Below are 26,697 nucleotides of genomic sequence, written 5' to 3'. Positions count from 1 at the left end.
GCGGCGGTGGGGCCGCTGTCGGTGAGCGAGCAGGTGCTGTCGCGGCAGCTGTTCAGCGAGCTTGGGGCAGGGATGCTGCTGCTGGCCGACCGGGGCTTTTACGGGTTCGAGTTGTGGCAGGCCGCGCGGGATACCGGCGCGGACCTGCTGTGGCGGATGCGCAAGAGCGCGGCCCTGCCCGTCGTGCAGGTCCTGGCCGATGGCTCCTATCTCAGCACGGTCCACGCCGAACGGGACCGCAAGAGCCGCCGCAACCCTGTGGTGGTCCGAGTGATCGAGTACACCCTCGCCCGCACCGGCGATGCCACCGTCTACCGTCTGCTGACCACCCTGCTCGACCCCCAGCACGCGCCCGCCGGGGAACTGGCCGCGCTCTACGCCCAGCGCTGGGAGATCGAGACCACACTGGACGAGATCAAAACTCACCAGCGCGGCCCGAAACTCCTCCTGCGTTCGAAGTACCCGTGGGGCGTGGAACAGGAGATCTACGGCTTCCTCCTCGTTCATCACGCCATCCGGCAGCTGATGCACCAGGCCGCCCTGGAGCACGGTCTCGACCCCGATCGCATGTCCTTCACCCGGTCCCTACGGATCGTGCGCCGCCAGGTCCCCGCCCAGGCGGCCTTTTCCCCCCGGCACACTCGCCCAGGCGCTGACCCGCACCCTGGCTGAGATCGCCGAACGCCTGCTGCCCACACGCCGCCACCGAACCTGCCCCCGCGTGATCAAACGCAAGATGTCCAACTGGCCCCTCAAACGTGCCGCACATCGCAACTGGCCACTACCAGCCCCAGCGACGGTCACCATCGCCCAGCCAGCAACAACCTAAAGTCACCAGCATTGGGCCTAGGGCCTGTCCGGCGGATCTTGCCGGACAGGCCCGTGGTCCCGAGGAGGGCTCAGCGCTTGAGCGTGAAGGTGAAGTCGCCGGAGAGCTTGCCGCTCAGCCGGACTGCCGAAACGAGTTTCCCCTCCGTGATCAGTCTCTCGACCTCGGCCCGCGAAAGACCGCAACCTTCAGCGATCAGTCGTACCGGCCGGACAGGGATCCGCGCCGCAAAGCGGACCGAGATGTCGATCACCTCGCGGTCCAGGTGATCCGATCCGCCGGTGTCGAGGCGCCAGGCGTTGTCCCAGTCGAGGGCGATGCGATTACGGCGCCGCAAGACCGGATCCTGGAGCAGCTCAGCTGCCAGGCCAGGGTCGTTGTCATGCATCCGGTCCAGCAGCCCAGGTCGTATGGAGCGCACGTTCATTCGCTCCAGGACTGTGAGCTTTGCCGTGTCCCCGCAAGCGGTACAGAGCACGAGGAGCCAGGCGTCGAGGAGCTTGTGGTTTGCGTTGACGCGAAATTTGCCGTTTGCCCGGAAGCGCTCGGACGCGCACGCGTGGCAACGGCGGAGAACGGTCGGCAGGCAGGTGGGCATGACCACCCAGTCATTGAGCACAGAAGTACACCGGTTTCAGTGAGAAGTCCGCAGCAAAAAGGAGCGCGGCGCACATGCGCGACGCGCGACACATCAGCTCTCGGGAGGTCTCACAGGGTGTACAACGGGACGTCCTTGCCTAGACGACTTGGTTCGGCAGCACGGTAATGGCGCACAGCGGCGCTGTGCCACTGGTTTTCGAGCGCCTCACCGCCAGGTTCTGTCCGGCGGATCATGGACGAAGCCAGAGCTAGATCGCGGCGACGGTGACGGTGCCGTGGAAAACGTAGGCCCGCTTGTCGTGCCTCGTGGCCACGGCCCGGAAGCTCTTGAGCCTGTTGATCGTCTGCTCGACCTCGCTCCTACGCTTGTAGATCATCTTGTCGAAGCCGGCGACCCGCCGCCCCAGCGGGTGACGCGGATGCCTTCCATGACTGGAATGAGCTGCGGTGCGTCGCCCCACTGCCCTGGTGTGATCACGAATGACAGCGGGCGGGCGCCCACCTTCACCGGCCAGATGGATCTTGCAGGTCAGTCCGCCCCGGGAGCGTGCGAGTCCCTCGTCGGGGCGGTGCTGTCGGGGCGTGTTGGTGGGCGCGACAAGAGGTGGCATTCACGCTGTCTTCCACTTGCCGAAACATGCAGGCAGATCCCGCCAGGGCACTCCGGTCCGCTCCCGGAAGAGGATCCCGTCGAGCACCTTGCGGTGGCTCTTCCAACGCCCGCCCCGCTGGCCCGCCTTGGATAAATGTGGCTTCAGCCGGGCCCACTCGTCGTTCGTCAGATCTCCCCCGTCCCACGACGGGCGCAACGACCCCGGCCCGAACCAGTCACGTGATCCGCCGGACAGGCCCTAAGGGTTTCGCCGAGCTCAAGGCCGCGGGCATGAACGGCATATATCTCACTGACCAGGCCCTCCACCAGGCCGCGTTGCTGGTCTCCGCGCTGCTGATCACCGTGGTGTGACATCAGCGGCGGGGCAGGGGGACGACGCCTTGAGCACCTGCTTTCGAAACCTTGGCTGGTCTAAGCTCAGCGGATGACCTTGGAATGGGAACAGGTAATTGTTCACTCGGTAGATCCGGTGGCCTTGGGGCAGTGGTGGGCTACGGCTCTTGGTTGGGTTGTGGTCCACTCCTCTGATGAGGAGTTCGAGATCCGCCCGGAGCCGGATCGCCTGCCGGGGTTGGACTTCGTCCGGCTTGATGAGAGCAAGAAGGTTAAGAGCCGACTGCATCTCGACTTCAGGCCTGATGACCAGGACGCCGAGGTGGCTCGTCTGGTGGCTCATGGCGCACAGCGTGTTGATATTGGCCAGGGTGATCAATCGTGGGTTGTACTGGCAGACCCCGAAGGCAACGAGTTCTGTGTCCTTGGCCAGCGGCGTCAGTAAAAACTCCTGACTGAGCGTTGTCCCCCTGCCCGTCGTTGCGAGCGGGCGGCGTGCGTACCGGCGAACGTACTCAGCTCACGGCGCAGACGTTCCAGCTCGTCGTCCTTGGCCGCGAGCACCGACAGCAGTAGTCGATGCCGCTCCTTGAGCAGGGTGAACTCGGTGTTGGTGCGGGCGAGTTCGCCGGCGAGCCGCTCGTTGATGTCCCGAAGCCGGCTGATGCGGGCCTGGCGGGGATCGGGCTGGTGCCCGGCCGGCAGGCGGTCGACGGCGGCTCGGATCCGCCGCTCGACCTGATCACACGCTGCCCGGCGGTCAGCCCGTGTCGGGTACACACGCGTCAGCAGTGGCACCGCAAAGCCGGTGCGGCACGGGCGCTCGTCACGGTGGCTGCACGCGGCGTGCCAACCTGCGGCCCCAGGTCTGGCTCGGCGCTTCAATGTAACGGTAGGTCAGCAGGCACAAGGGCAGCAGCACGGTGAAGAACGCCACTTCGAGCACGAGATTGTCCTGCCGCCGTCGGCCGACCGTGCTGTCGATCACCGCCAGCAGCACCGGATGCACCAGATAGACCGAGTAGCTGATCGTTCCCAATCCGGTCAGCATCCGCGGTATGCGCCGGCGGCGCGACGCCAGTCCGGCGCCGAAGGTGAGCACAGCCAGCAGGAGTGCGACGATCCAGCCGCGCCGTGTGAAGTGGTCGCCGTCGCCGTACCAGTACGCACTCCCCACGGCACAGGCGACCACCATGACGGCAGTGCCAGCCGCGTAGTGCCAGGTGCTCTGACCGTTCTCGGCACGGTAGACGGCGGTGCCGAGGAACATCACGGCGAGGATCACCAAGCCCTCCCACAGCGGGACCGTGCCATTGAACGGAACCAGGACGAGCGCCAGCACCCCGCCCAACACACCCCCGAACCCCCGGAGCACGGGTGACCTGGCACTCGCACAGCAGATGGCGACCCCCATGGCGATCGAGGCAAACACGATCAGCGGGCCGGTGCCGACCAGGCCGGACAGGGCAGAGGCCGGCAGCACCACCCCTGCCGTCACGCTCACAGCGGCGAGCACGGCCAAGATGACCGCGACCGCCGCAGACCGCTGGTGAAGGCGAACCGTGAAAAGTGCGACGATCAGCAGGTAGAAGGCCATCTCGTAGGAGAGCGTCCACAGGACGAGCAGGAGACTGGGCGTCCCCAGTAACTCCTGGAGCATGGTGGCGTGGGCGACAGCCACGGTGACAGCGCTCTGCTGACCGAGGTCACGCATCTCCGCAATGCCCAAGAGGTTGACGGCAAGGAGCACAGTGACGACAGCCGCCCACAGCGGGTACACACGGAAGATCCGTCCGATCCAGAACGTCCGGACACAGCCCCGGCGCTCCAGCGACGCGGGGATGATGTAGCCGCTCACCAGGAAGAACACCATGATGCCGTAGCGGCTGGTGTTGAACTGCGGCATCAACTCCCGCCGGAAGTCCGCCATGAAGGTATACGACGAGTGGTCGAACACCACGATGAGTGCGGCGATGCCGCGCAACGCGTCCAGCCAGCCCAACCGCGACGGACCGGCCGTCGCGATGGCAGCTGGTAATCCTGATGTGGCGGAGAGTGAATGCGCCGGTGAAGCGGGGACTAGGGGTGGGGATTCCATGCGTAGACAAAGTCCTCTTTGGTGAGGTGTTCGTTGGGCTTGTCGTGAGGCGGGTGTCGGCGCGGTCCGCAATGGGCGGGGATCTTGACTTGAAGGGACCCAGGCGGCTGCCCCGGGGCGACGTGGACCTGCTGGGTGCGCTTGCAGGCCGCCCCTGCCGGTCGCCGACGACCAGCAGCGCGTTCCCCGCAGAGCGGTCCCCCGCGCCGCTCGCATCACCGAGTTCAGCGGCTGGAGCATTGTTCGGCAGTACCGTTCTGGCGGCCGAACAATGGAACGGGGCGCGCGAGCCTTTCGGGTGTCATAGAGGTGTATGGATTGGCTGCGCGCTCTGCTGCAGGGGCGGCTGGAGGGGGTGAAGGTGTGGCGGGGCGTCGTGAGGTGCCGGTGGATCCGGCGGCGGGTCCGGTGCAGCGGTTCGCGTTCGAGTTGCGCAAGCTGAGGACGGAGGCGGACGGGATCACCTACCGGTCGCTGGCCCAGCGGGCGGGCTACTCGGTGACCACGCTGTCGCAGGCGGCGGCGGGCGAGCAGTTGCCGACGCTGCCGGTGGCCCTGGCCTATGTGGGGGCGTGCGGTGGAGACCCGGCGGAATGGGAAGCCCGGTGGAAGGAGGCGGTGGAGGAGTCCGCCGGTGACGGCTCTCGGGACGACGACGGATCACTCACGCCGTACCGGGGTCTGGCACGGTTCGAGACCGGGGACAGCGGCCTGTTCTTCGGCCGGGAACAGCTCACCGCCAACCTGGTCGACCTGCTGCGCCGTCGGCGGTTCGCCGCGGTCATCGGCCCCTCCGGCAGCGGCAAGTCCTCCCTGCTGCGGGCCGGCCTGATACCCGTCCTCCGGCGCGCTCAGGAGCCGGGCCTGCGCCCGGCCGCGATAAGGATCCTGACACCGGGCGAACGCCCCGCCCGAAGCCACGCCCCCCTCCTCACACCCGCAATTCCCCGCGACGGCAGCGCCGGGGCGGACACGTTCGTGATCGTCGACCAGTTCGAGGAGGTCTTCACCCTCTGCCACGATGCGGCCGAGCGCGCTCGCTTCATCGATCTGTTGCTGACAGCCCGGCAGCCCGAGAGCCGCCTGCGGGTGCTGTTGGCGGTGCGCGGCGACTTCTACGGCCGCTGCGCCGAGCACCGCGACCTGGCCGACGCACTGCGCGATGCCAACCTCCTGGCCGGAGCGATGAGTCAGGCGGAACTGCGCGACGCCGTCGTCAAGCCGGCCACGGCCGCCGGACTGACCGTGGAACGCGCCCTCACCACCCAGCTGGTCAAGGAGGTCGCCGACGCGCCGGGTGGGCTGCCGCTGCTGTCCCACGCGATGCTGGAGACCTGGCGCCGCCGCCGCGGCAAGACACTGACCATGGCGGGATACGAGGCGGCCGGATGTCTGGACGGTGCGATCGCCAAGACCGCCGAGAAGGTCTACGGCCGGTTCACCGAAGACCAGGCGGCTGCCGCCCGCCGGGTGTTGCTGCGCCTGGTCACCCCCGGTGACGGCACCCCCGACACCCGCCGCCCCGTCAAGCGCGCGGAACTGCCCGGCACCGGCCGAGATGACACCGCCCAGGTGGTAGAGGCACTCGCCGGGGCGCGGCTGCTCACCCTGGACGGCGACGCGGTCGAGATAGCCCACGAGGCCCTGATCACGGCCTGGCCCCGACTGCGCGGATGGATCGAGGAAGACCGCGAACGCCTGCGTGTGCACCGGAACCTGACCGAAGCGGCCCACGCCTGGCAGGAACTGGGTCGCGAAAAGGGAGCTTTGGGCCGGGGAAGCCGGCTCTCCGCCGCCCAGGAACACTTCGGCGACGCACCGCGCGAGGACCTGACCGACTTGGAGCACGCCTTCCTCGACGCCAGCCGCGACCACGAGCAGAAGGGCCGTCGCCGGTACCGGCTGGTGCTCACCGCGGTCACCGCCGCCCTGTGCCTCGCCCTCGTCGCCGCCGGCCTCGCCGTGGGGCAGTGGCAGAGCGCGGTCACCGCCCAGCACCTGGCCCAGTCCCGGCAACTGGCCGCCCAGTCCAGTGCACTGCTGGACTCCGAACCCGACCTCGCCTCACTGCTCGCTGTCCATGCCTACCGAACCAGCCCGACCCGCGAAGCCACCGCCGCGCTGTATGCCGCCGCGGCGCTGCCGCTGCGCAAGCGCCTGATCAGCGGCACCAAACCCGTGGATTCCATCGCCCTCAGCCCGGACGGACACACCCTCGCCACCCACAGCGGAGACGGGAAAGTGCGGATCTGGAATCTGCCCGGAGGCCGCCTCCGACACACGTTCACTGGCCACAACGTCAGCGAAGTCGCGGCGTTCAGCTCCGACGGACGCACCCTCGCCGTCGCTACCGCCGGTGGCACCGGCGCAATGGTAGGCCTGTGGGATCCGGTCACCGGCAGGAAACTCAGAACCCTCACCGTCCCCGACGGTTCGGTACGTGGGATGGCCTTCAGCCCTGACGGTCGTAGCGTGGCCGCCGCCTCCCCGGCGGCTGTACGGGTGTGGGACGTGGCCACCGGCCGCACGCGCTTCACCAGCCGTTCCGACCCGCAGGCGGTCGCCTTCGGCCCTGATGGACGTACCGTCGCCGCGGTAAGCCTCAACGGACTGGTACGGGTGTGGGACGTGGCCACCGGCCGCCCCCGGACCGCCCACGACAGCCAGATTGAGGGCGATGCGGTGGCTTTCAGCCCTGACGGCCGGACATACGCGGTTGTCCGCACCGACGGTTTGGTGCAACTGCGGGAGGTGGCCACTGGCATCGTCCGGCGCACCATCAGCGACGGTCCCATCGGAGTGAACGAGGTGGCCTTCGCCCCGGACGGGCGGACCCTCGCCATCCCGGGCCAGGGGGACACGGTGCGACTGTGGGACACCGCCTCCGGCACAGCGCGGGCAACCGTGACCGCCGGTCACCACGGACGGGGGGTCATGAACGTGGCCCTCAGCGCGGACGGCCGCACCCTGGTGACCAGCAGCAACTTGGACCCCACCATTCGCGTCCACCGCCTGTCTGCTGAGCACCCGCAGACCACTCTGTCAGGCCATGCCAGCACGTACATTTCCGACATGGCATTCAGTCCGGACGGACGGACGATGGCCACGGTTCGCCAAGGGCCGCCCGGCCGTGGGTCGGTACAGCTTTGGGACGTCAGGACCGGCGATCGAGAAGCCACACTGGCGGCCGACACCGACCTTGCGCTCCGGGGAAAGCAGCTGCCCCTCACGGGTTCCCGCCTCGGGGCTGTGGGGTTCAGCCCGACCGGGCGCGCCCTGGCTGCCAGGGCCGGCAAGAACAGGGTGATCGAGGTCCGGGATGTCGCCACGGGCCGCCTTCGCCGAAGCCGTGCCCTGGGCGCCATCGACACGGCGGTCTTCAGTCCCGACGGGGCACGGCTCGCCATCGTCGGTGAGAACGGGTCGGTGCGGATCTGGCGCCTTTCAACCGGCGTACTACACACCGCCCACACCGGCCACGGCCAATCCGTAAGGGCGGTGGCGTTCACCCCGGACGGCCGCACACTTGCCGTCGTGGACATCGGGGCCGGCGGCGAACAGGTCACGCTGCTCGACGCCGCAACCGGCCGCGCACAGCGCACCATCAAGCCGGGCGCCCGGAGCCCGCTGTCCCTCGCGTTCAGCCCAGACGGGCACACCCTGGCCACCGCAAGCGGCAGTAACGGAGTCGTGAAGACGTGGGATGCGCGCACCGGTCAGCTCCAAGACAGCTTCAGTGTCAGTGGTCAGGTGGCGTCGCTGGCTTTCAGCTCCGATGGACGCACCCTGGCCGCAAGCAGCGTAAGAGGAGTCCAGCTGTGGGATCTCGCCACCAGCCAGGCCAGAATCACCCTGCCGACCCGCTCGCCCGCAGCAGTGGCGTTCAGCCCGGACGGACGGACCCTGGCCATCAGCGCGGGCAGCTCGGTCGGGCTGTGGAACGTCGATCTGCCCAACCCGGCCCGCGCGATCCGCAACATTTGCGAGGCCATCGACACCACTCTCACCCCTCTGGAACAGTCCCGCTACCTGCACGACCAGTCCACTGAAACCGGCTGCCCACCGGCCGCGCGATAGGACCTCACTGCATCACCACGCAATCCGGCGGCCTGCGGGGCGCCGGAGGCGGCGCGGGCGTCATCGCGGTCGGCGTGAAGTGGCCGACCGGCACCTGAACGTCGGGATCGTGCCACCTTACTCGGCTGGTGGTGTCGCCCTCCCGCTGTTCCGGGACGGGAGCCAGGGATGTCCTGCTGAACGTGCTCAGCTCGCGGCGGAGCCGCTGGAGCTCGTCGTCCTTAGCGGCCAGGGCGGACCGAAGGAGTCGCTGACGCTCCCTGAGCTCGTGCAACTCCGTGTGAATTTGCACGAGTTTCCTGGTGAGCCTCTGGTTTGGATCGCGCAACGGTGCGATGCGGGCCTCACGCGGGTCGGGCTGCCGGCCCGCCGAGCAGGCGGCTGCCGGGCGCTTCTCGAACTCGTCCTTGAGGTGGCCCCAGGTCCGGTAGAGGGACGCGCGGGAAATGCCCGCATCGCGGGCGAGCGCCTTGACGTCGCAGGCGCCGCCGGGCGGGATCTGCCCGGCCGGCAGCCGGTCGTTGGCCGCGTGGATGCGCCGCTCGATCAGGTCGCGCTGCTGGTGGCTGAGTGCCATGCCATCCGGCCTTTCCGACTGCGTTGTCGATCTCTTCGAGAACCCGCATGGACCGCTCGTGCTCGGCCTGTAGCCGGTCCTTCTCCCCGGCCGGGATGCGAGGGCCCGCCAGCAGGACGGCCTGGGCGCCGCCCGGCCGGGCCGATGACGCGGGTGACCTCCTCGACGACGACCCACTCGTCGACCTCGCCGCCCCGCTGACGCCCCTGGACGACCTTGCTGATCAATCGGTGCCGGGCCAGGCCCGTTCCGTCGGTATCGTCCGTGCGGCGACAGCCGGCCGTCAGCTCCATCAGTTCGCTGGACCGCATCCCGGTCAGCGCTGAACCGGCAGGCGGAGAGCTACGCGCCGACGGCACGGGGCCAAGAGCGGGTGGAGAGGGCCGTACAGAGCCGAAGGCCAGCCAAGGCGCAGTGCCTCATGGGTGGTTGTTGCGCCTACTGCTCGCCGCACGGACCGCCAGAGCGTCACGGCCCGTTGCTGCCTCCTGGTATGGCCAGTGCCGGGCCTCGGCCGGGTGAGCCGTTCGAGCCGGCTGACACGTCAGCGGTGGTTCCGTGGTGGCGGTCGGTGGCCGAGCCCGTCGCGGGTGGCTGGCCGGTATGGCCGCCGGTGGAATCGGCTGCGCTGGATCTTGCGGCCGACTGATGATGCCACGGAGCGAAGAGGACAGCCGGAATGGTGCCGATGCATGGCGGCCGTCGCCAAGGCCGCTGCGGCCGGGCGCCGGCCCGGCAGGTCCGGGCCGGCGCCCGGCTGGGTTGCCCGTGTCGGACATCCGAAGGGTTACTTCTTCGTCAGTGGCGTGACGCCGATCTGGTCGATCACCGGCGCGTACGGGGATCGCTGGTCGTACTGGTTGTAGGTGTCGCCGTTGAAGTCCGGCAGTTCCTCGGCCGTGAAGGTGATCCGGTTCGTGCCCTTCTTCAGCGTGAGAGGGACGGTCAGGTCCCGGAAGTCGTTGAAGTGGAAGGTGGTCGGGAACAGGATCCTGTGGGCCGGGCCGCCGTTCACCGAGAGGTCGGCGTGGCGTGCGATCGGGTCGGGGTTGTAGTGGGTGGCGGGTGCCTGTTCGGCGTTGGAGTAGCGGATGGTCACCGCGTGCCGCCCGGACGTGGCGGCCACCACGTCGATGGTGAGGGAGTTGGCGGTCCCGTTGCCGATGTCGGTGACGGACCTGCCGTTCGCCGCGAAGGTGTACTGGTCGGTCGTCCGAGCCGCCCCGGCGACACTGCCGTCCTCGGCCTGGTACACGGTGGGCACCAGAGTGCCCTGCGACCGCGACACCCGCAGCCGGTCGAGTACCAGTTCGCGCGAGGTGCCGGTGACGGTGATCTTGTTGATGCCGCCGGACAGGAACATCTTGACCGTCTCCGTACCCGGCTTGCCGCTTCCGGTCTTCGGAAGGTCGAGCTCCTCACTGTTGAGCGACAGGCTTGCCCTTCCGCCACCGAGGTGGTCGATGGACACCGTGGATTCGCCGTCGGTGGGGGAGTGGACCCAGAAGGTCGCGGAGGCGTTCTTGGGCAATGCGACAGCACCCGGGCCCGAAGCGCTGGGGTAGGTGTAGCCGGGCCGGGCTCCGGTGAGGGTGGCGTACTCGGCCTCGTAGATCGCCGGCGCGGTCACGTGCTCGTCGCGCAGCGCCAGGTCCATCTTGTCGATGATCGCGTCGCCCTTGGTGACGCCCAGGTCCGCGTCCTTCGCGGAGAGCGTGATCCGGTGCTTGCCGGCGGTCAGTTTCACGGTGGTGCCGGTGTGGCCCCAGACCACCCACTTGTAGCCGAGCGGCAGCCGCAGCTCCTGCGGGTCCTCGCCGTCGACGCGCAGGAAGACGTTGGTCGGGCCCTGTTCCTTCACCCGGCCGTCCAGGTTGTAGGAGTTGGCGAAGACGCTCAGGTCGTACGTGCCGTCCTGCGGGACGTCCACGTCGAAGGCGAGGACCCCGTCGGAACCGGTGCGCAGCCCGCCGACGTTGTAGTTGCCGGACGTGGCGAACTTCCCGACATTGGACGGCGTGCCCTCAGGGCCGTTCTTGGAGTAGCCGCTGCCGGTGTAGGTGGCGTTCTCCGCCTCGTAGGACTTCCGCCAGCTCACCGAGGGTGTGGCCGGCACTCCGCCGTCTCCGCCCGGGGAGAGGATGACCTGGTAGGCGGACATCTCGTTCATGCCGGTCATCGGCAGTGTCACTGTGCCGTCCTCGCCGACCGCGATCTCCTGGTCCGCCAGCCGCAGCGGCTGCGCCGAGTCGCCGACCTGCCCGGTCCACGGGATCTCCTGCACAGTGGCGCGCACCGTCGTCCCGAACAGCTCGGGGTCGATGTTGTCGAAGACGATGTCCGCGTCGCCGCTCTTGCCGCCGAAGATCGTCCGGGACTGCTTCTTGTCCTCGTCGAGCGTGGCCACGCCCTGGAGCGTGTACTGCTGGTTGGGATGGGGAGCGGTCACCTGGACCGTGTGCCCGGACATCTGGCCGTAGGCGTTGAACAGCCACCACTGGCCGTTGCCCTTGTTCGCGTCCACGGCCGAGTCGTTGAGGTTGCCGTCGATGTTCCAGTACGCCAGGTCGGCGTCGATCTTCGACTCCTCGATGGCGGAGACCCACTGGACGACCTGGCCGGGCACGGAGAGGTGGTAGTTGTGCCCGTACTCGTTGACGTTGATCGGCAGGGGGTCGATCCCGATCTCCCGTTCCCACTGCCGGTACTTCGCGACGCTTGTGCGGACCGCGGCGGGGCTGGACAGCTCATGCCAGGTCATCACGTCCGGGACGACGTCATTGGCCTTGGCGTACTGCAGGAAGCCCTTGACCTGGTTGTAGAGGAGGGAGGTGTTGGGGCCCGCGATCCGGGCGTCCGGGTCCAGTTCCCTGATGAGGCGGTAGGTGTCCTTCCACGCCGCGAAGTAGTGCTGCGGATCGTTGAGCCAGGAGGTCCCGTTGTAGCTCCATTTGCCGGTGCCGAACATGTTCCCTTCGGGTTCGTTGAAGGGGACGTAGACGACGTGGTCCTTGTAGTCGCCCATGGTCAGGACCTGTTGGACCTGCTTTTTGAGCTTCTCCTTGAAGTCGGTGAGCCGCGCGGGACCGTTCGCGCCCGGCCACTCGTACGGGAAGCCCCGGTAGATGTCGGTCATGTAGATGTAGACGTCCTTGCCGCCCGATTCCACGAACGGCGGCAGGATCTCCAGCGCGTCCGCCCCGGGGTGCTGCGGGCCGTCCTGCGCCTTGGTGGACACCGTGCGGACGTTCATGCCCTCGATGAGGTTGCGGCTCGGCGCTCCGTCGCCGTAGATGCCGTACAGCGTGCCGCTGGCGCCGCCGTGGAAGGCGCCGGTGTCGGTGGCGAGGTCGATGACGAGCCGTTCCGGCTCCGCGGCCTGGGCTGTGCCGGCCGAGGGGATGGCAAGCATGGTGGCGAGAACGGCCGCAGCGATGGCGACGGCTCCCTCCGTTCTTCTTCTGGGGCGCAAGGGGATCTCCGTGGCTTCGTAGAGGAGTGAGGCGTGAGGCGTGAGACGGGGGGCGGGCGGCGGGCGGCGATGCCGTACGAGCGGGCGTACCGGAACCGTGTGCCGCCGTGGGCCCCGTACCGACGTACAGGGCAATCCGTGCCGCGACGGATCCATGTGTCCATCGATAGGCCGAACAGTCGAACCGGTTCGAACGCCGCCGGATCGGGAAGCTAGCACCAAGGAAAACCGGCCAGCAATACCCGCGACACAGAAACCTGAGGCGCGTCGGCCCGCTGCCCGGGTGTTCCGAGCCGCGAGAGCCCGGTACTCGCAGGTGGCAGGCGTTACCTGGGGTTGCGGGCGGGGGCAGGTGCTGCCTCGGTGGCGTTTCGCGGCAGTTACGGGAAGTGCGGCAGGGGGATTGACACCCCCGTGGCTTCCTCTTACCTTCACATCACGCGAACCGGTTCGACAGCCGGGCGCCATCGATATCGTGCCCCCCAGTACCTGCGGCCGACGACGGTCTCCTTTCCGAGATCTACGAACCGGTTCGAGTAAGGAGTCCCGTGAACATCGGTGAGATCGCCAAGCGGGCCGGTGTTTCCCGGAGCACCGTGTCCTACGCACTGAGCGGCAAGCGCCCGGTGTCGGACGACACCCGCCAGAAGATCCAGCGGGTCATCGACGAGCTGGGCTACCAGCCCAACGCGAGTGCGCGCGCCCTGGCCAACGGCCGGACCAACACCATCGGTCTGGTCTTCCCTCCGGCCGGTGACCACTACACCGGCATGCAGCTCGATTTCATCGGCAGTGTGGTCGAGGCCGCCGCGGCCTACGACTACGACGTGCTGCTCTCTCCGAGCGGTATGGACAGCGACCGCTCGTTCCAGCGGCTCCTGGGTGAGCGCCGCGTCGACGGCGCGATCCTGATGGAGCTCCGGCTCCAGGACGACAGGTTCGACCACCTCACCTCGGTGGGCTTCCCCGCAGTCGCCATCGGCCGCACAGCACATCCGGAGAACGGCTGGTGGGTCGGCCTGGACCACACCGCGCTGGCGGAGGCATGCGTCCACCACCTCGCGGACCTCGGGCACCGCACGATCGCCTTCGTCAACCGACCCGAGCAGCTCCTGCGAGCCGGGTACGAATCCGCTCACCGGGGCCTCGACGGCTTCGCCAAGGCCGCGGCGGAGCGCGGACTCACCAGCCGGACGTACTGCTGCGGTGACGACGCACCCTCCGGCCAGGCATGTCTGGAGCGGATCCTGCACGACGATCCGGCCACCACGGCGCTGGTCACACTGAACGAGGCCGCGCTGGGCGGCCTCTACCGAGGGCTGGCCACAGCCGGCCGCCATGTGCCGCGAGACTTCTCCGTCACCGGGGTCGTCGCCAGCCGGTGGGCGGAGACGATGACTCCGCAGCTCACGGCCGCGGACGTCCCTGCGGAACAGATGGGCCGCCTCGCCGTCGAGCTGCTGGTCGAGCGGCTCGACCAGCCCGACGCGCCGGCCCGGCACCACCTGCTCGCGCCGCCGATCTCACTGCGCGCCAGCACCGGGCCCGCCGGCACCGGGCGCTAGCACCAGGTCACCCGGCGACGTACAGGCCAAATCCGGCTCCGAGACGAACCCCTGACCGCCGCCCCTGTAACCAGTAACACCCTCCGCGTCCCACCCTTCCCGTCGCATCCCCTCGCACAAGCCCTCCCATCACCCTCCCTGGCACACCCATGCCAAAACCAAGAGGAACAGCCCCATGAACAGATCCACCGGACGCCGTCTCGCCGCCGCGGCCATGACCGTCGTCGCCCTCACCGCCGCCACCACCGCATGCTCCTCCGGCGACGGCAACACGTCCGGCAAGTCGGAGGCCGGCGGCGCCTACACCATCTGGGACCCCTACCCGCAGTTCGACAAGAGCTCGGCATGGGCGAAGCTGCTGGACAACTGCGGCACCGAAGCCGGTGTGAAGATCAAGCGGACGGCGTTCGACACCAGCGACCTGACCAACAAGGCGCTGCTGGCGGCGCAACAGGACAACTCCGCCGACGTGCTCATCGTCGACAACCCCGTCGTGTCGACCCTCGCCGAGGGCGGGATGCTCACCACGACCGACGACAACAAGCTCGACACCTCGAAGGCGGACCCGAACCTCCTCGCGGCCGGTCAGGCGGGCGGGAAGACGTACGGCACGCCGATCGGCGCCAACACCCTGGCCCTGTACTACAACAAGAAGGTCCTCACGGCCGCAGGCGTGGACGTCGCCTCGGTGAAGGACTGGGCCTCGCTGACGGCGGCGCTGGCGAAGGTCGAGAAGGCGGGCAAGAAGGGCATCACCTTCTCCGCGATCGGCACGGAGGAAGGCAGCTTCCAGTTCCTGCCGTGGTTCTGGGGCTCCGGCGCGAAGCTGACCGAACTCGACTCGTCCGAGGCCGTCTCGGCGCTGTCGCTGTGGAGCGACTGGCTGAAGAAGGGCTACGCCCCCAACTCGGTGATCAACAACACCCAGACGACGAGCTGGCAGGAGTTCGCGAGCGGTGACTACGCGTTCGCCGAGAACGGCACATGGCAGCTCGCCAACGCCGAGAAGGCCGGCTTCGAGTACGGGGTCATCCCCATCCCTGCCGCCAAGGGTGGCAACGCCGCCGCCCCGACAGGCGGTGAGTTCGTCACCATCCCGGTGCAGGGCCAGACCGGCCGCTACACCACCTCCCAGAAGCTTGTGTCCTGCCTCACCAACTCGCAGAACCTGCTCGCCACCGACACCACGCTGTCCTACGTCGCGCCCACCGGCGAGGTGCAGGGCAAGCAGGTTGCGGCCAACCCGGAGCTGAAGCCCTGGGTGGACGCCGTCAAGGCCGCCAAGGGGCGTACCAGTGACGACCTCGGCACCAAGTACCCCAAGATCTCCGAGCAGATGTGGAAGGCGGTCCAGTCCGCCCTCAGCGGGTCGCAGTCGCCGAAGGACGCGCTCACCGCGGCGCAGGATGCCGTCAAGTAACCAGAACCCGGGGTCCGTTGATGAACCGCACGACACAGCTGCCGGACCGTCGGACCGCGCATGACCGGAACGGGGCGGCGACCGCCGTCCCGCCCCCGGCACGCACGGCGCCACGGCGCCGTCCCACCTCCCAGCAGTGGGCCGCCTGGGGATTCCTTGCCCCGGTGACCCTCTACCTCATCCTCTTCTACGCGTATCCGCTGTACCGCAACGTCGATCTGAGCCTCAGGAACTACACCGTCCGTTCCTTCGTCCAGGGCGACGCGCCCTTCACGGGCCTGGAGAACTACCTGACGGTCTTCGACGACCCGACGTTCGGCCCCGCGCTCCTGCACACGGTGGTGTTCACCACCGTGTCGCTGGTCTTCCAGTACGCGATCGGCCTGGCTCTCGCGGTCTTCTTCAGCCGGCACTTCCGGCTCTCCGCGACCCTGCGGGCCCTGTTCCTGGTGCCCTGGCTGCTGCCACTGATCGTGTCGGCCTCCACCTGGTCGTGGATGCTCAACAGCGACTCCGGCATCGTCAACGCCGCCCTGCACGCCGTCGGCATCGGGCCGGTGAACTGGCTGACCTCGCCGTCGTGGTCACTGACCTCCGTGATCATCGCGAACGTCTGGATCGGCGTCCCCTTCAACCTGGTGGTGCTCCACAGCGGTCTTCAGTCGATTCCCACGAGCCTGTACGAGGCGGCGGCCCTCGACGGCGCGAACGCCTGGCAGCGGTTCTGGCGCATCACCTTCCCGCTGCTGCGCCCGGTGTCCGCCATCACCCTGCTGCTGGGCCTGGTCTACACGCTCAAGGTCTTCGACATCATCTGGATCATGACCAAAGGCGGCCCGGCGGACTCGACCACCACCTTCGCCACCTGGTCCTATCAGCTCGGCTTCGGCAACCTGCTCCCCGCCTTCGGCCCCGGTGCGGCCGTCGGCAACCTGCTCGTCGTCGCCGCCCTGGTCTTCGGCCTGGTGTACCTGAGGGTCCAGCGAAAGCAGTACGTCTCATGACCACCGCGACCACACCACAACCACAACCACGACCGCGCCACCGTCCGCGTCGGGGCCGGACCACCTGGTGGCAGACAGCCACGGGCCTCGCGCTCACGGCCGTCATGCTCTTCCCGGTCTACTGGATGCTGAACGTGTCCTTCACCCGCGACCAGGACATGCGCAAGTCGCCCCCGGACCTGTTCCCCGTCCACGGCACGCTCGACGGCTACCGTGCGGTCCTCGACCAGCAGCTTCCCTATCTCGCCACGAGCCTGGTCATCGGCCTGGGAACGGTCGTGCTGACCGTGGCGCTGGCCGCGCCCGCCGGCTACGCCCTGGCCAAACTGAGGCCACGCGGCGGCGGCGTGCTCAGCTTCCTCTTCCTGGTCGCCCAGATGATCCCCGGCATCATCATGGCGATGGGCTTCTACGCCATCTATCTCAGCCTCGGCCTGCTCCAGTCGGTCCCCGGCCTCATCGTCGCGGACTCCACCCTGGCCGTCCCCTTCGCCGTACTCATCTTCACCGCGTTCATGTCCGGCATCCCCGGCGAACTGCTCCAGGCCGCCAAGACGGACGGAGCCGGGCCCGTACGCACCTTCTGGTCCATCGTGCTGCCCATGAGCCGCAACTCGATCGTCACGGTGTCCCTGTTCGCGTTCCTGTGGTCCTGGTCCGACTTCGTCTTCGCCAGCACCCTCGCGAACGGCGGCGCCCACGAACCGATCACCCTCGGCATCTACCAGTACATCGGCAACAACAACCAGGAGTGGAACGCCATCATGGCCACCGCCGTCGTGGCCTCGCTGCCGGCCGCGGTCATCCTCGTACTCGCCCAGCGCTATGTCGCCGCCGGAGTGACCGCCGGTGCGGTCAAGGACTGACTGACTCCTTCCACCTCGTCATGGCTCCACCGTCCGTCCGTCGGACGGTCGGCCACCCTTGCCCGAGAAACGAGTGAAGCTGCATGACCGCCGCCCGATCCGGCCCGGCCTTCTCCGTCCACGACATCCCGTTCAGCACGCACGGATCCTGGTTCGGCTTCTCCCCCGTGGTGGCGGAAAAGACCTATGCCGAGGACCTCCACCTCGTGTCGCACCAGAACGGCATGCATGCCGTCCTGCGTCTGGTGCCGCTCGACAGGGCGACGGGCGAGCGGGCCGAGACCCGCGTGGAGGCGACACCGGGCCTGCTGAGCTGGATCAGCGCGGCCGGCCGCGTCGACCTCGCCTACGAGTCGCCGGACACCGTACGCCTGCGCGGTACGGGGCTGCCGCTGCGCGTTTCGGCGGCGGCCCGGGCGCTGACCCCGTTCAGCGGCACGTACTTCTTCCGCGACGCGGCCGCCGACGCGCACGTGTTCACCTCGTACGAAACCGGACGCCGCTACCGCGTCACCGTGCTGTCGGGCACGGTGGCCGACACGTTCGGCGCACAGGCTCTGGGCGGTGGTGACCGTGGCCTCACCGTCGCCGCCGACGCGGACGGTCCCTGGGAGATCGCGGTCGAGGAGCTCGACACGGCCCGCCCGCCGTACGCGTCCGCGGCGGCCTTCGGCACGATCGCCGATGCCGCGCGGAACTCCTTCGCGGACTTCGCCGACACGGTGGCCGGCTGGCGCTCGCCCGCCACACCGGCCGCCGAACTCGCCGCCTACGTCGTGTGGTCCGCGACCGTACGCCCGGCGGGCCTGGTCACCCGGCCCGCCGTACTGATGTCCAAGCACTGGATGGACAAGGTCTGGAGCTGGGACCACTGCTTCAACGCCCTTGCCCTGGCCCCTGGATGCCCCGAACTGGCCTGGGACCAGTACCACCTGCCCTTCGACCACCAGGACGAGACCGGGGCGCTGCCCGACTCGGTCACCCACTCCGAGATCCTCTACAACTTCGTCAAACCACCCATTCACGGCTGGGCCTTCGGTCGCCTGCGCCGTCGGCTGACCATGCCGCTCGGCCAGGCCGAACTGACCGAGACGTACGACAGGCTGGAACGCTGGACGGACTTCTGGCTCACCGCCCGGCGAGCACCGGGCGCCGAACTGCCCCACTACCAGCACGGCAACGACAGCGGCTGGGACAACGCCACCACCTTCGACCCCGAGCGCGTGGTCGTCACCGCTGACCTGGCCGCCTTCCTCATCCTTCAATTGCACGAACTGGCTTGCCTGGCAACGGACTTGCGCAGGCCGAACGAGGCCGGCGAGTGGACGCGGGCCGCCGAGGCGGCCCAGACGGCGATGCTCGACCAGCTCTGGACCGGCGACCGGTTCGTCGCCCGGGGAGTCGACACCGGGGACACCTGGAACAGTTCCAGCCTCCTCGACCTGATGCCCATCGTGCTGGGCGAGCATCTGCCGGACGACGTCAGCGGTGTGCTGGCCGGCCGCATCGAGGCTCACCTGACCCCGCACGGCCTCGCCACCGAACTGCCCGCCTCACCGCACTACCTCGCTGACGGCTACTGGCGCGGCCCCATATGGGCCCCCGCCACGGTCCTCATCGAGGACGGCCTGCGCCGCAGCGGCCACCACCGGCTGGCGGACGAGATCAGCGCCCGCTTCCGCGCCCTGTGCGAGACCCACGGCTTCGCCGAGAACTTCGACGCCCTGACGGGAACGGGCCTGCGCGACCGCGCCTACACCTGGACCGCCAGCAGCTACCTCCTCCTCGCCGAAGCACACGCACGCCGAGGCGATCGGTGAGCGGTGCGCCGGCTTCCTCCTGGCAGAGTTGGCGCGAACCGCCCGCCGCACCTGCGGCACGGTCAGAACCGTGCCCCGACGTCCGCGCTGTTGCTGGGGCGCAGGAAGTTGGAGGACGGGATGGCGCCGGCGGCTGTCCTGGGGCCGGTGATCGTCCCGGCGTTGGTGCCGGCGAACGACCAGGTGCCGCCGAGGTTCCAGGAGTTGCCGCTGCCGGTCGAGGTCGAGCCCAGCGAGGCGTCGGTGCCATTGGCTACCGCCAGGTTCTTCGTGAGAGTGCTGGAGGAACGGTTGAAGTTGAACCCCGTCTTGGGGTTGCGCCACGCGGTGCAGTGGTCGATCTGCATCTTGCCCGGGTTGTTGTTGTCGACGAAGCCGCCGGCGGAGTTGTCCCACGCCATGCTGTTGCGCACGGTGTGGTTGGCCGCCACGCCGTTGCCGCCCATCTTGAACCCGTTGCCGTCGCCCTGGTAGTCGGGCAGGTTCCACCGGTTGAACCCGTTGCCCCAGGCGAGGGAGTTCTCGGTGAGGATCGGTGAGTTGTCGAACATCCAGTAGTCCAGGCCGTCGTCGGCGTTGTTCCACAGCCGGGCACCGCGCACGACGTTGCCGCTGCCGGAGCCTTCCTTGATGGCCAGGCCGTCGGCGCTCTCGCCGTTCTTGCGCGGGTCGCGGTTGCCGTAACTGTCCAGGTTCAGTATCTGGTTGTTGCTGGAGGCACCCTGGAGGTGGAACCCGGACTCGTAGTTGTCCCGGGTGACGAGGCGGTCGAAGACATTGCTGCTGGTGTCCAGGCCGAACACGCCGTAGGGGCCGTGGATGATCTCCAGGCCGATCAGCCGCCAGTGCTCCCCCTCGATGTGGACGGCGCCACGCTCGGGACGGGGGATGGACGAGCCCACCGCTCCCGGCGTGTATGGCATGCTCTCGCCGTCGATGAGAACGCGCTCGCCGTTGTAGCTGCGCAGGGTGATGGGCTGGCTCGCCGTGCCGCTCTTGAGCAGCTGGATGTTCGTGCTCGGTGCGTAGGTTCCGCCCCGGATCTGGATCGTGGTCCCTGCCTGCGCCAGGTTCACCGCGTGCTGGATCGTCTTCAGTGGGGCGGTGAGTGTCCCTGGGTTGCTGTCAGTGCCGTTACTCGCCACATACAGGTCGGTGGCTTGCACCTGACTGCCGGTCTGCACGGCGAGGTGTGTGGGTCCGGCGTGTGCGCTGGTTCCGGATGACAGGACGAGGAAGCCGGCCAGGAGGCCGGTGGACAGGGTGACGGGTTTCAGGCGCATGGTTCGACTCCAGGGTGCGGCCGTGCACTGATGGGAAAGCGCTTGCTGTGTGACGCTAGGAGTCTTGCTCTGGACACGTCAATGGGCGCGTACATGATTCTTGTTCGTATTTATGAACGCCTGGACCTGATGGTCAGGCCGACGAGCCTGCGTGCCGTACGCGCGTCGGTTTCGCGCTGCCTCTCGCGCAACCGGGCTGACGGCAACATCCAGCACATGACGTTCGTCGCCGGCTGCCTGAGCGGAAGCTGAACCGGACGCACTGCCCATCCCGTACGAACCATGACCGGCCTCAGTCGAGCAGCGGCGCCAGCATGTCCTCGCCCGCCAGGACGCGCCACGCGGGCACCCGCACCGTCCGGCTCACCTCGCATGCCTTCGCCCCGTGTCCACCGGACGGCAGTCCGGTCAGCAGGTCGCCCCGCGCGTGCGTCAGTCGCAGGTGCCGCGCCGGGTCCCGGCCGGGTGGCGGGCCCGGGTCGATCAGCACCGCCGTGTTCTCCCCGGCCGTTGTGAACAGCAGGTCGACCGTGTGCCCGCCGACCACCGCCGCCCGCTCCAGGTCGGTGATCCCGCGCCTGCCGAGGTACCGCTGGAGCCGGTCGGCGAGTTCCTCGCGGAAGGCGGTCACCGGGTTGGCCGCACCGGTCGCACCGGTCGCACCCGTAGCGCCACCCGTAGCGCCACCCGGCCTGTGGTCCTCACCGGCACCAGCCCCCAGCAGCACCGAGCGTCCCGCGAGCAGCGCCGGCAGACCGCTCTGCCCCTGCCAGAACGCGTGGCTCCCCACGGTGATCAGCTGCGACTTGGCCCGAGTGACCGCCACGTTCCACAGGTTGACCTGGCTCGCGACCCAGTGCGTCGTCCGCGGAGGGGTGTTGAGTGTGGCCACCGGGCTCAGCACCATGACGTCGCGCTGCCCGCCCTGGAAGGCGTGCACCGTCCCAACCCGCACGCGGTCGTTGTCGCGCCACACCTGCCCCAGCGCCTCCTTCTGCGCCCGGAAGGGTGTCACCACGCCCACCGTCGCATCCTCCGGGAGCCGGGCGAGGAGTTCGTCCACCACCCGCCGCACCGCCTTCGCCTCGGCCGCGTTGCGCCAGGACCGCCCGTCGCCGCCCCGCGCCGACTCGCCATGCGGTACGTCCGCCCAGCCCAGCACCGGCGCCGGGTCGGCCGCCCCCACCGGGTCGAGGGCCGGAACCTGCCGCCGTACGTCGGTGAGTACCCGCAACTGGCCCGCGTAGCAGTAGCCGTTGACGACATCGGCGATCGCCGGGTGGCACCGGTAGTGCTCGTCGAGGAGCAGCGCCGACTCGCCGTGCTGCGCCGCCGCGTGGTACGCCGAGTACACGTGGTACGCGAGCCGGTGATCCTCCAACTGTGCCGCGCTCAGCCCCGCCCTGACCCGGGCCTGCCGCTCCTGCTGCGGCGAGATGCCGGGGATGTGCCCCAGCTGCATGGGGTCACCGATGATCAGTGCCCGCCGGGCCCGGAAGAGCAGTGGCAGTACCGACGGGATGGAACACTGGCTCGCCTCGTCGATGACGACGAGGTCGAACAGTTTCGGGGTGAGTTCGAGCTGCCGCACCGAGTGAGTGCTGATGCCCCAGCCCTTGATATGCGCCATCAGGTTCTTCTGGCTCTTCTGGAACCCAGAACGGCCACGCAGCGCCTGGAGCCGCTGCCCCATCAGCGCATGCCCTTTCGTCAGGGCCTCGGTGGACAGGGCCCGGGACAGCTCCGCCGACAAGTCCGACAGCGCGCCCGCCGTCGCCAGCCGCGCGTGCCTCAACCCCGCCTCGTCCCAGTCGGCATGACGCGGTACGAGTTCCCGCAGCTCCCGCTCCACCGCGACCGCGTCCGCCAGGGCCACCAGCAGCTCGGGCGGCACCGGCCGCTCGGCCGCCCACCGTGGCCACGGCGCCCCCTCCGGGGCGTCGGCCGCCGCCGCGACGAGCGCGGCGAGTGCCCGCCCCCTGCGCCACCGGCCGAACTGCCACCGGCGGGCCCCGGCCACCTTCCGGGCTCTCGCCTTCCAGCGGTCCAGCGCGGCGACGCCGTCCCCGCCCGCCCAGAGCGCCTCCAGCAGCGGCAGCTCCAGCTCCAGCGCGCCCGCCCGCTCCTCCCGCTCCCGGAGCAGCTCCAGCAGCCGCCCCTCCTCGCCGACTCGGCGTTCCGCCTCCGCCCGCTGCCCGGCGGCCAGCTCCCGGGTGTTGCGCAGCTCCCCGCCCACCGTCGCCGAACCGCGCCGCGGGGCCTGTACCGGCTCGCCGAGCAGCCGCTCCAGCTTCGCCGCCTCCCGCTCCAGCGCCTCGGAGTTACCCGTCCGCATCATCAGCCCCGGCGCGATGGCGTCGCAGCGCTCGGCCACGACGTTCACCGCCTCGTTGTTCGTGGACGCGACCAGGACGGACTGCCCGGCGGTGACACAGGTGGTGACGACGGCCGTGACGACCTCGCTCTTGCCCGTGCCGGGCGGCCCGGTCGCCACGGTCAGCGGCCGGGTCATCGCCGACGCGACCACCAGCTCCTGGCTCTCGTTGCACGGACCGGGCGCCACCACGACGGCGGACGCGGTCCCCGCCCCGGCCTCACCACCGGTCAGCAGCGCGTCCAGCGCGGTGCCGGGTATCTGCCCGGTCCGCACCGACATCTGCAGCAGGTTGTCCACCAGGGCCTGCGTGGCGATCAGTTCCACACCCGACGGCGCCAGCAGCACCGCAGCGTTGTGCGCGCCGGGCCGCAGCGCCTGCATCACCGACTGCTCGCTGAGCGCGGCCGGGTCGAGCGGCTCCAGCTCCGGCAGCCCCAGCTCCTCCAGCAACTCCCGCACGGCGCGCAGCATCTGCGCGTCGTTGCCCTCCTGCCAGGCCGGCTGCCAGCGCGCGACAAGGTCGGCCGCGTCGCCCGCGTCCAGCAGTTCCGCGATCACGCCGGTGTGCAGGGACGGTACGCCGCTCGGGCGGAGCACGTCCCGGCCGTCCTCGTCCGGTGCGAGTTCCATCTGCTGGAGGAGCAGAGGCGCCACCTGTACCGCCGTACGGCGTCCCCGGCCCCCGTCGCGCACGGGCAGCGTGATTGCCGGATAGCCGTACCAGTACTCCTGCTGCGCGCCCGCGTCGCCGCCTGTCCCGCCTGTCCCGCCTGTCCTGGCCTGCGGCCTGGGCAGCCGCGCGGGAGCCGGGAGGGCGGCGCCCCGCCCCGACTGGATCGTCTCCTCGCCCTTGTGCCACAGGAAGTACTTGGAGTCGAGCCCGCTGTCGCGGTCGGGCAGCATGCCGGCCGCCGCCTGCGCGCCCAGGCAGTGCACGTAGTACCGCAGCAGCTGCTGCCAGTCGATGCCGTCCCGCGCCTCCAGCGCCGCCAGTTCCCGCGCCTTGAGCAGGGCGGGCGAGTACCGGGCCGCCTCGGCGGCGTCGCGGGGCAGTGCCGGGATGTGGACGGGGCGTGCCACCGACCGCGCGAAGGGCAGGCTCCGCGTGGCCCGGATCGTGGACTTGGTGGGCCGCTGCTCCTCGGGTACGCCGTTGCGCGCCATCTGTGCGGTCAGGTAGTCGAAGAGGTCGTCCGGAGTGATCCAGCTGTTGCCCTTGATCCGGCCGTTGCGCAGTCCTTCCACGATCTCCCCGGTGAACCGGGAGGTGCCGAGCGTGGACCCGGGCGGCGACATCGCGGACGCGGACTGCAGGGCGTCGGACGCGGTGATGAAGTACACGCCGGTCGGCCGGAGCAGGGTGCTGGGCGCGGGCTGCCGGTCCAGGTCTTCGCCCGGGGCGCCCTTGGCGCTCCAGCCCTGTACGACGGAGCCGCTGGAGCAGCAGTCCAGCAGCACGATCTTCGAGGAAGCGCGGCAGGACTGGAGCATCCGCTCCAGAAACTCGGCGGGCACCGCTGTGCCCGGCAGGTCGTCCGGGTCGGCGTCGCGGGTCAGGAAGTACAGCTGGTTGTCGTCCTCGCAGAACTCGCCGTGCCCGCTGAAGTAGAGCAGGGCAGTCTCACTCGGCTGCCGCTCCTCCAGGTACGTCTCGATGGCGTGCAGCATCTCCGCGCGCGTCGGCTCGGCGACCATCGCGCAGTCGTTGTACATGCCGATCTCGGTGTTCTCCAGCACCGCCCGCATGTAGTGCAGGTCCGCGCGGACGGGCGGCAGGTCGTGGTAGGCGTCGCTGTCGTACGTGGATACGCCGATGAGGATGGCGTACCGGTCGTTGTCGGTCATATCGCGCTCAGCCCGCCGCCGTGCCGTTGCCGCTGCTGCCGTCGCCGTTCTCGGCGCGCTCGTCGCCTGCGCTGCTCGCGTCGTTCGCGGCCCCGGCGTCGCCCGTGAGGAACCGCTCGATCCGCTCGTCGTCCTCGCGGGCCTGCTTGCCGGTGATGTGCAGGGTCGCGCCGTCGGGCCGGCTGACGATGACGGTCCGCTGCGGCACCCGGGCCAGCCACACCTGCACCCCGGCGGCGACCAGCGAGCCTGCGCTGAACACCAGCGCGATGGTGTCGGCGGACAGCCCACCGCCCTTGTCCGTGTCACGGGCCGCGCCGCGCTGCCGGGGCACGTCCAGGGCTGCCCCGGGGTCGGCGTCGGCGATCTCGGCGAGGAGTTCGCGCGCTTCCTTGCGTGAGCGCAACGAGTCCTCGTCGATGATGGAGATCCGGTACCCGGTCCGGTCCTCGGGCATGGTCGTCACGCGCTTCCCCTCGGTCTTCCGTGCAGCGGATGGAGGCACGGGCGCATGACGTTAGTCCGTGGGTCCGACAGGTGGCACAGGTGTTTCCGAAACGCCGCGGGTTGTTGGCGTGAAAGCGATGGGTCACAGGCCTCTCGCAGCAGGTGGAATGTGAGGTGGGTTGCCGGGCCCCGGGGCGTCGAGTCGCAGGCCGGCGCGACAGGGGAGGGCATTCGCGCGATTCTGGGGGATGAGCACTCCAGAGCAAGCAGGTCCACGCCCGACGGCTCCGGGGCAGCCACCGCCGGTGGGAGTGGAGGAGGAGCACCTTCTCGTACACCCCGGCAGCCGAGCCGTGGCGCCTGCGGGCACCCGGGTCGTCGCCCGGGCCGCCGTGCTGCTGGGCGAGCTCGTCTGCGGCGAGTTCACCGAGTACCAGATCGAGGTGAAGACGCCGCCCTGTCCCGGCCCGGCGCAGCTGCGGCAGGACCTGATCCGGGCGCGGTCGGTCGTCGCGGCTGCCGCGCAGGCGGAGGGGCTGCGGCTGTGCGCCTCGGGGACGCCGGTCATCGGCGGGACCGGCCCGGCGGAGATCGGCGACCATCCGCGTTACCGGGCCGGGATGGAGCAGTACCGGACCATGCTCGAGGACTTCGTCGTCTGCGCCTTCCACACCCACGTACAGGTGGCGGACCGCGAGGCGGCGGCGCTGGTCGGCAACCACCTCAGGCCCTGGCTGCCGCTGCTGGTGGCGCTGAGCGCGAACTCGCCCTTCCACGGCGGCCGCGACACGGGGTACGCGAGCTGGCGCGCCGTCGTCCGGGGCCGGTTCCCGTGCCTGGGCCCGCCGCCGTACGTCGAGTCGCTGGAGCACTACCAGCAGCTCGCCACCGCCATGGAGGAATCGGAGGCAATGCTCGATGCCACTCTTCCGTTCTGGGACATCCGGCCCCATCCGCGGCTGCCGACCCTGGAGATCCGGGCCATGGACGTGCCGCCCGACGCCGACGACACCGTCGCTCTCGCGGCGCTCGTCCGTGCGCTCGTGGTGACCGCGACCGCGCTCGTCCTGCGCGGCGATCCAGGCCCGCGGACCTCTGGCGAGCTGCTGCGCGCCGCGTACTGGCGGGCCGCGCGCGACGGCTGGCCCGGCGCGGGCGTCGACGCGCTGACCGGCCGGATCCTGCCGACACCGGTGCAGGCCAGGCGGCTCGTCGACCACGTGCGCCCAGCCCTGGAGGAGCACGGCGACGCCGACACGGTCATGGCCTTCCTGCGGCGCCTCGCCACGCGGGGCACCGGTGCTCAGCAGCAGCGCGCCTCCGCCGCCCGCCACCGCGGTCTCACCGGCGTCGTGGACGACCTCGTCACCCTGACGGACGGCGCCGGGCCCGCCGCACCGGTGTCGCTCCGCCAGGAGGCGCGATGAGGAATGTCCCAGCATGCTGGAAGAGCGACCACCGCGGCCCGGCC

Annotated in this window: 19 protein-coding genes and 1 pseudogene; 11 read left to right on the top strand and 9 right to left on the bottom strand. The window is 69.4% G+C overall.

All coding sequences use genetic code 11. The features are described from left to right. Window positions 1–672 (top strand): IS4 family transposase (locus tag ACIHCQ_RS19435; RefSeq protein WP_399663553.1); only part of this gene is annotated, 672 nt, incomplete at its 5' end. A 227-nt stretch (window positions 673–899) separates the two neighbouring features. On the opposite strand, the gene ACIHCQ_RS19430 is transcribed toward ACIHCQ_RS19435, so the two are convergent. Continuing rightward, window positions 900–1,448, bottom strand: coding sequence for a DUF1062 domain-containing protein (locus ACIHCQ_RS19430; RefSeq protein WP_399663551.1), 549 nt, complete (start codon window positions 1,446–1,448; stop codon window positions 900–902). Between the two features lie 229 nt (window positions 1,449–1,677). Next, a pseudogene (locus tag ACIHCQ_RS19425) lies at window positions 1,678–2,238 on the bottom strand (transposase). Between the two features lie 23 nt (window positions 2,239–2,261). Between ACIHCQ_RS19425 and ACIHCQ_RS19420 the strand changes: the two are divergent. Together ACIHCQ_RS19420 and ACIHCQ_RS19415 are read left to right on the top strand one after the other, a co-directional pair. Next, window positions 2,262–2,393: a hypothetical protein gene (locus ACIHCQ_RS19420; protein ID WP_399663549.1), complete on the top strand. Its 132-nt coding sequence runs from the start codon at window positions 2,262–2,264 to the stop codon at window positions 2,391–2,393. Window positions 2,394–2,466: 73 nt separating this feature from the next. Next, window positions 2,467–2,820, top strand: a complete 354-nt coding sequence (locus ACIHCQ_RS19415; RefSeq protein WP_215016539.1) for a VOC family protein — start codon at window positions 2,467–2,469, stop codon at window positions 2,818–2,820. Here ACIHCQ_RS19415 and ACIHCQ_RS19410 read toward each other — a convergent pair. Both ACIHCQ_RS19410 and ACIHCQ_RS19405 read right to left on the bottom strand, forming a co-directional pair. Beyond that, on the bottom strand, window positions 2,814–3,155 hold the full coding sequence (locus ACIHCQ_RS19410; protein ID WP_399663547.1) for a hypothetical protein: 342 nt from the start codon (window positions 3,153–3,155) through the stop codon (window positions 2,814–2,816). The two genes, ACIHCQ_RS19415 and ACIHCQ_RS19410, sit on opposite strands and share 7 nt — an antisense overlap. A 46-nt stretch (window positions 3,156–3,201) precedes the next feature. Next, entirely contained in the window at window positions 3,202–4,377 is a 1,176-nt protein-coding gene (locus ACIHCQ_RS19405; RefSeq protein WP_399663545.1) for an acyltransferase family protein, read from the bottom strand. Window positions 4,378–4,836: 459 nt separating this feature from the next. Between ACIHCQ_RS19405 and ACIHCQ_RS19400 the strand changes: the two genes are divergently transcribed. After that, complete coding sequence (locus ACIHCQ_RS19400) at window positions 4,837–8,550, top strand: helix-turn-helix domain-containing protein (RefSeq protein ID WP_399663543.1); 3,714 nt, start codon at window positions 4,837–4,839, stop codon at window positions 8,548–8,550. Between the two features lie 4 nt (window positions 8,551–8,554). Here ACIHCQ_RS19400 and ACIHCQ_RS19395 read toward each other — a convergent pair whose 3' ends face one another. Together ACIHCQ_RS19395 and ACIHCQ_RS19390 are read right to left on the bottom strand one after the other, a co-directional pair. Next, on the bottom strand, window positions 8,555–9,127 hold the full coding sequence (locus ACIHCQ_RS19395; RefSeq protein WP_399663541.1) for a hypothetical protein: 573 nt from the start codon (window positions 9,125–9,127) through the stop codon (window positions 8,555–8,557). Window positions 9,128–9,914: 787 nt separating this feature from the next. Next, window positions 9,915–12,539 (bottom strand): cellulosome protein, encoded by a 2,625-nt coding sequence (locus ACIHCQ_RS19390; RefSeq protein WP_399663581.1) that lies wholly within the window; start codon window positions 12,537–12,539, stop codon window positions 9,915–9,917. A 608-nt stretch (window positions 12,540–13,147) separates the two neighbouring features. Between ACIHCQ_RS19390 and ACIHCQ_RS19385 the strand changes: the two genes are divergently transcribed. The 5 genes from ACIHCQ_RS19385 to ACIHCQ_RS19365 all read left to right on the top strand — a co-directional run bounded on the left by ACIHCQ_RS19385 (window position 13,148) and on the right by ACIHCQ_RS19365 (window position 19,274). Beyond that, window positions 13,148–14,164 (top strand): LacI family DNA-binding transcriptional regulator, encoded by a 1,017-nt coding sequence (locus ACIHCQ_RS19385; protein ID WP_399663539.1) that lies wholly within the window; start codon window positions 13,148–13,150, stop codon window positions 14,162–14,164. A gap of 175 nt (window positions 14,165–14,339) precedes the next feature. After that, window positions 14,340–15,584 (top strand): extracellular solute-binding protein, encoded by a 1,245-nt coding sequence (locus ACIHCQ_RS19380; protein ID WP_399663537.1) that lies wholly within the window; start codon window positions 14,340–14,342, stop codon window positions 15,582–15,584. 20 nt (window positions 15,585–15,604) lie between these two features. After that, complete coding sequence (locus ACIHCQ_RS19375) at window positions 15,605–16,588, top strand: carbohydrate ABC transporter permease (RefSeq protein ID WP_399663535.1); 984 nt, start codon at window positions 15,605–15,607, stop codon at window positions 16,586–16,588. Beyond that, complete coding sequence (locus tag ACIHCQ_RS19370; RefSeq protein WP_399663533.1) at window positions 16,585–17,454, top strand: carbohydrate ABC transporter permease; 870 nt, start codon at window positions 16,585–16,587, stop codon at window positions 17,452–17,454. The genes ACIHCQ_RS19375 and ACIHCQ_RS19370 overlap by 4 nt, the downstream gene beginning before the upstream one ends. Window positions 17,455–17,537: 83 nt before the next feature. Then, window positions 17,538–19,274 (top strand): amylo-alpha-1,6-glucosidase, encoded by a 1,737-nt coding sequence (locus ACIHCQ_RS19365; protein WP_399663531.1) that lies wholly within the window; start codon window positions 17,538–17,540, stop codon window positions 19,272–19,274. 62 nt (window positions 19,275–19,336) lie between these two features. Here ACIHCQ_RS19365 and ACIHCQ_RS19360 read toward each other — a convergent pair whose 3' ends face one another. Beyond that, complete coding sequence (locus ACIHCQ_RS19360) at window positions 19,337–20,557, bottom strand: right-handed parallel beta-helix repeat-containing protein (protein ID WP_399663529.1); 1,221 nt, start codon at window positions 20,555–20,557, stop codon at window positions 19,337–19,339. Between the two features lie 81 nt (window positions 20,558–20,638). Here ACIHCQ_RS19360 and ACIHCQ_RS19355 point away from each other — a divergent pair, with 81 nt between their 5' ends. Beyond that, the gene (locus tag ACIHCQ_RS19355; RefSeq protein ID WP_399663526.1) at window positions 20,639–20,809 is read left to right on the top strand and encodes a hypothetical protein; all 171 of its coding nucleotides are present in this window, start codon (window positions 20,639–20,641) and stop codon (window positions 20,807–20,809) included. A gap of 40 nt (window positions 20,810–20,849) precedes the next feature. On the opposite strand, the gene ACIHCQ_RS19350 is transcribed toward ACIHCQ_RS19355, so the two are convergent. Together ACIHCQ_RS19350 and ACIHCQ_RS19345 are read right to left on the bottom strand one after the other, a co-directional pair. Next, complete coding sequence (locus ACIHCQ_RS19350) at window positions 20,850–24,779, bottom strand: AAA domain-containing protein (protein ID WP_399663523.1); 3,930 nt, start codon at window positions 24,777–24,779, stop codon at window positions 20,850–20,852. Window positions 24,780–24,786: 7 nt separating this feature from the next. After that, the gene (locus tag ACIHCQ_RS19345) at window positions 24,787–25,236 is read right to left on the bottom strand and encodes a hypothetical protein (protein WP_399663579.1); all 450 of its coding nucleotides are present in this window, start codon (window positions 25,234–25,236) and stop codon (window positions 24,787–24,789) included. 295 nt (window positions 25,237–25,531) lie between these two features. On the opposite strand from ACIHCQ_RS19345, the gene ACIHCQ_RS19340 reads away from it, so the two are divergent. Then, entirely contained in the window at window positions 25,532–26,653 is a 1,122-nt protein-coding gene (locus ACIHCQ_RS19340) for a glutamate--cysteine ligase (RefSeq protein ID WP_399663520.1), read from the top strand. The last annotated feature ends 44 nt before the right edge of the window (window positions 26,654–26,697 follow it).

Origin of the sequence: Streptomyces sp. NPDC052236, from assembly GCF_044548015.1 — a bacterium.
Lineage (GTDB): Bacteria > Actinomycetota > Actinomycetes > Streptomycetales > Streptomycetaceae > Streptomyces.
Note: the sequence above shows the minus strand (reverse complement) of the source record. Positions and strands in the feature narration are given on the sequence as shown.

What these genes read in the sequence shown, in the direction of transcription:
- ACIHCQ_RS19415 (WP_215016539.1), top strand. Translation starts at nt 2,467, where the DNA reads ATGACCTTGGAATGGGAACAGGTAATTGTTCACTCGGTAGATCCGGTG.
- ACIHCQ_RS19360 (WP_399663529.1), bottom strand. Translation starts at nt 20,557, where the DNA reads ATGCGCCTGAAACCCGTCACCCTGTCCACCGGCCTCCTGGCCGGCTTC.
- ACIHCQ_RS19355 (WP_399663526.1), top strand. Translation starts at nt 20,639, where the DNA reads ATGGGCGCGTACATGATTCTTGTTCGTATTTATGAACGCCTGGACCTG.
- ACIHCQ_RS19365 (WP_399663531.1), top strand. Translation starts at nt 17,538, where the DNA reads ATGACCGCCGCCCGATCCGGCCCGGCCTTCTCCGTCCACGACATCCCG.
- ACIHCQ_RS19350 (WP_399663523.1), bottom strand. Translation starts at nt 24,779, where the DNA reads ATGACCGACAACGACCGGTACGCCATCCTCATCGGCGTATCCACGTAC.
- ACIHCQ_RS19370 (WP_399663533.1), top strand. Translation starts at nt 16,585, where the DNA reads ATGACCACCGCGACCACACCACAACCACAACCACGACCGCGCCACCGT.
- ACIHCQ_RS19375 (WP_399663535.1), top strand. Translation starts at nt 15,605, where the DNA reads ATGAACCGCACGACACAGCTGCCGGACCGTCGGACCGCGCATGACCGG.
- ACIHCQ_RS19380 (WP_399663537.1), top strand. Translation starts at nt 14,340, where the DNA reads ATGAACAGATCCACCGGACGCCGTCTCGCCGCCGCGGCCATGACCGTC.
- ACIHCQ_RS19390 (WP_399663581.1), bottom strand. Translation starts at nt 12,539, where the DNA reads ATGCTTGCCATCCCCTCGGCCGGCACAGCCCAGGCCGCGGAGCCGGAA.
- ACIHCQ_RS19345 (WP_399663579.1), bottom strand. Translation starts at nt 25,236, where the DNA reads ATGCCCGAGGACCGGACCGGGTACCGGATCTCCATCATCGACGAGGAC.
- ACIHCQ_RS19395 (WP_399663541.1), bottom strand. Translation starts at nt 9,127, where the DNA reads ATGGCACTCAGCCACCAGCAGCGCGACCTGATCGAGCGGCGCATCCAC.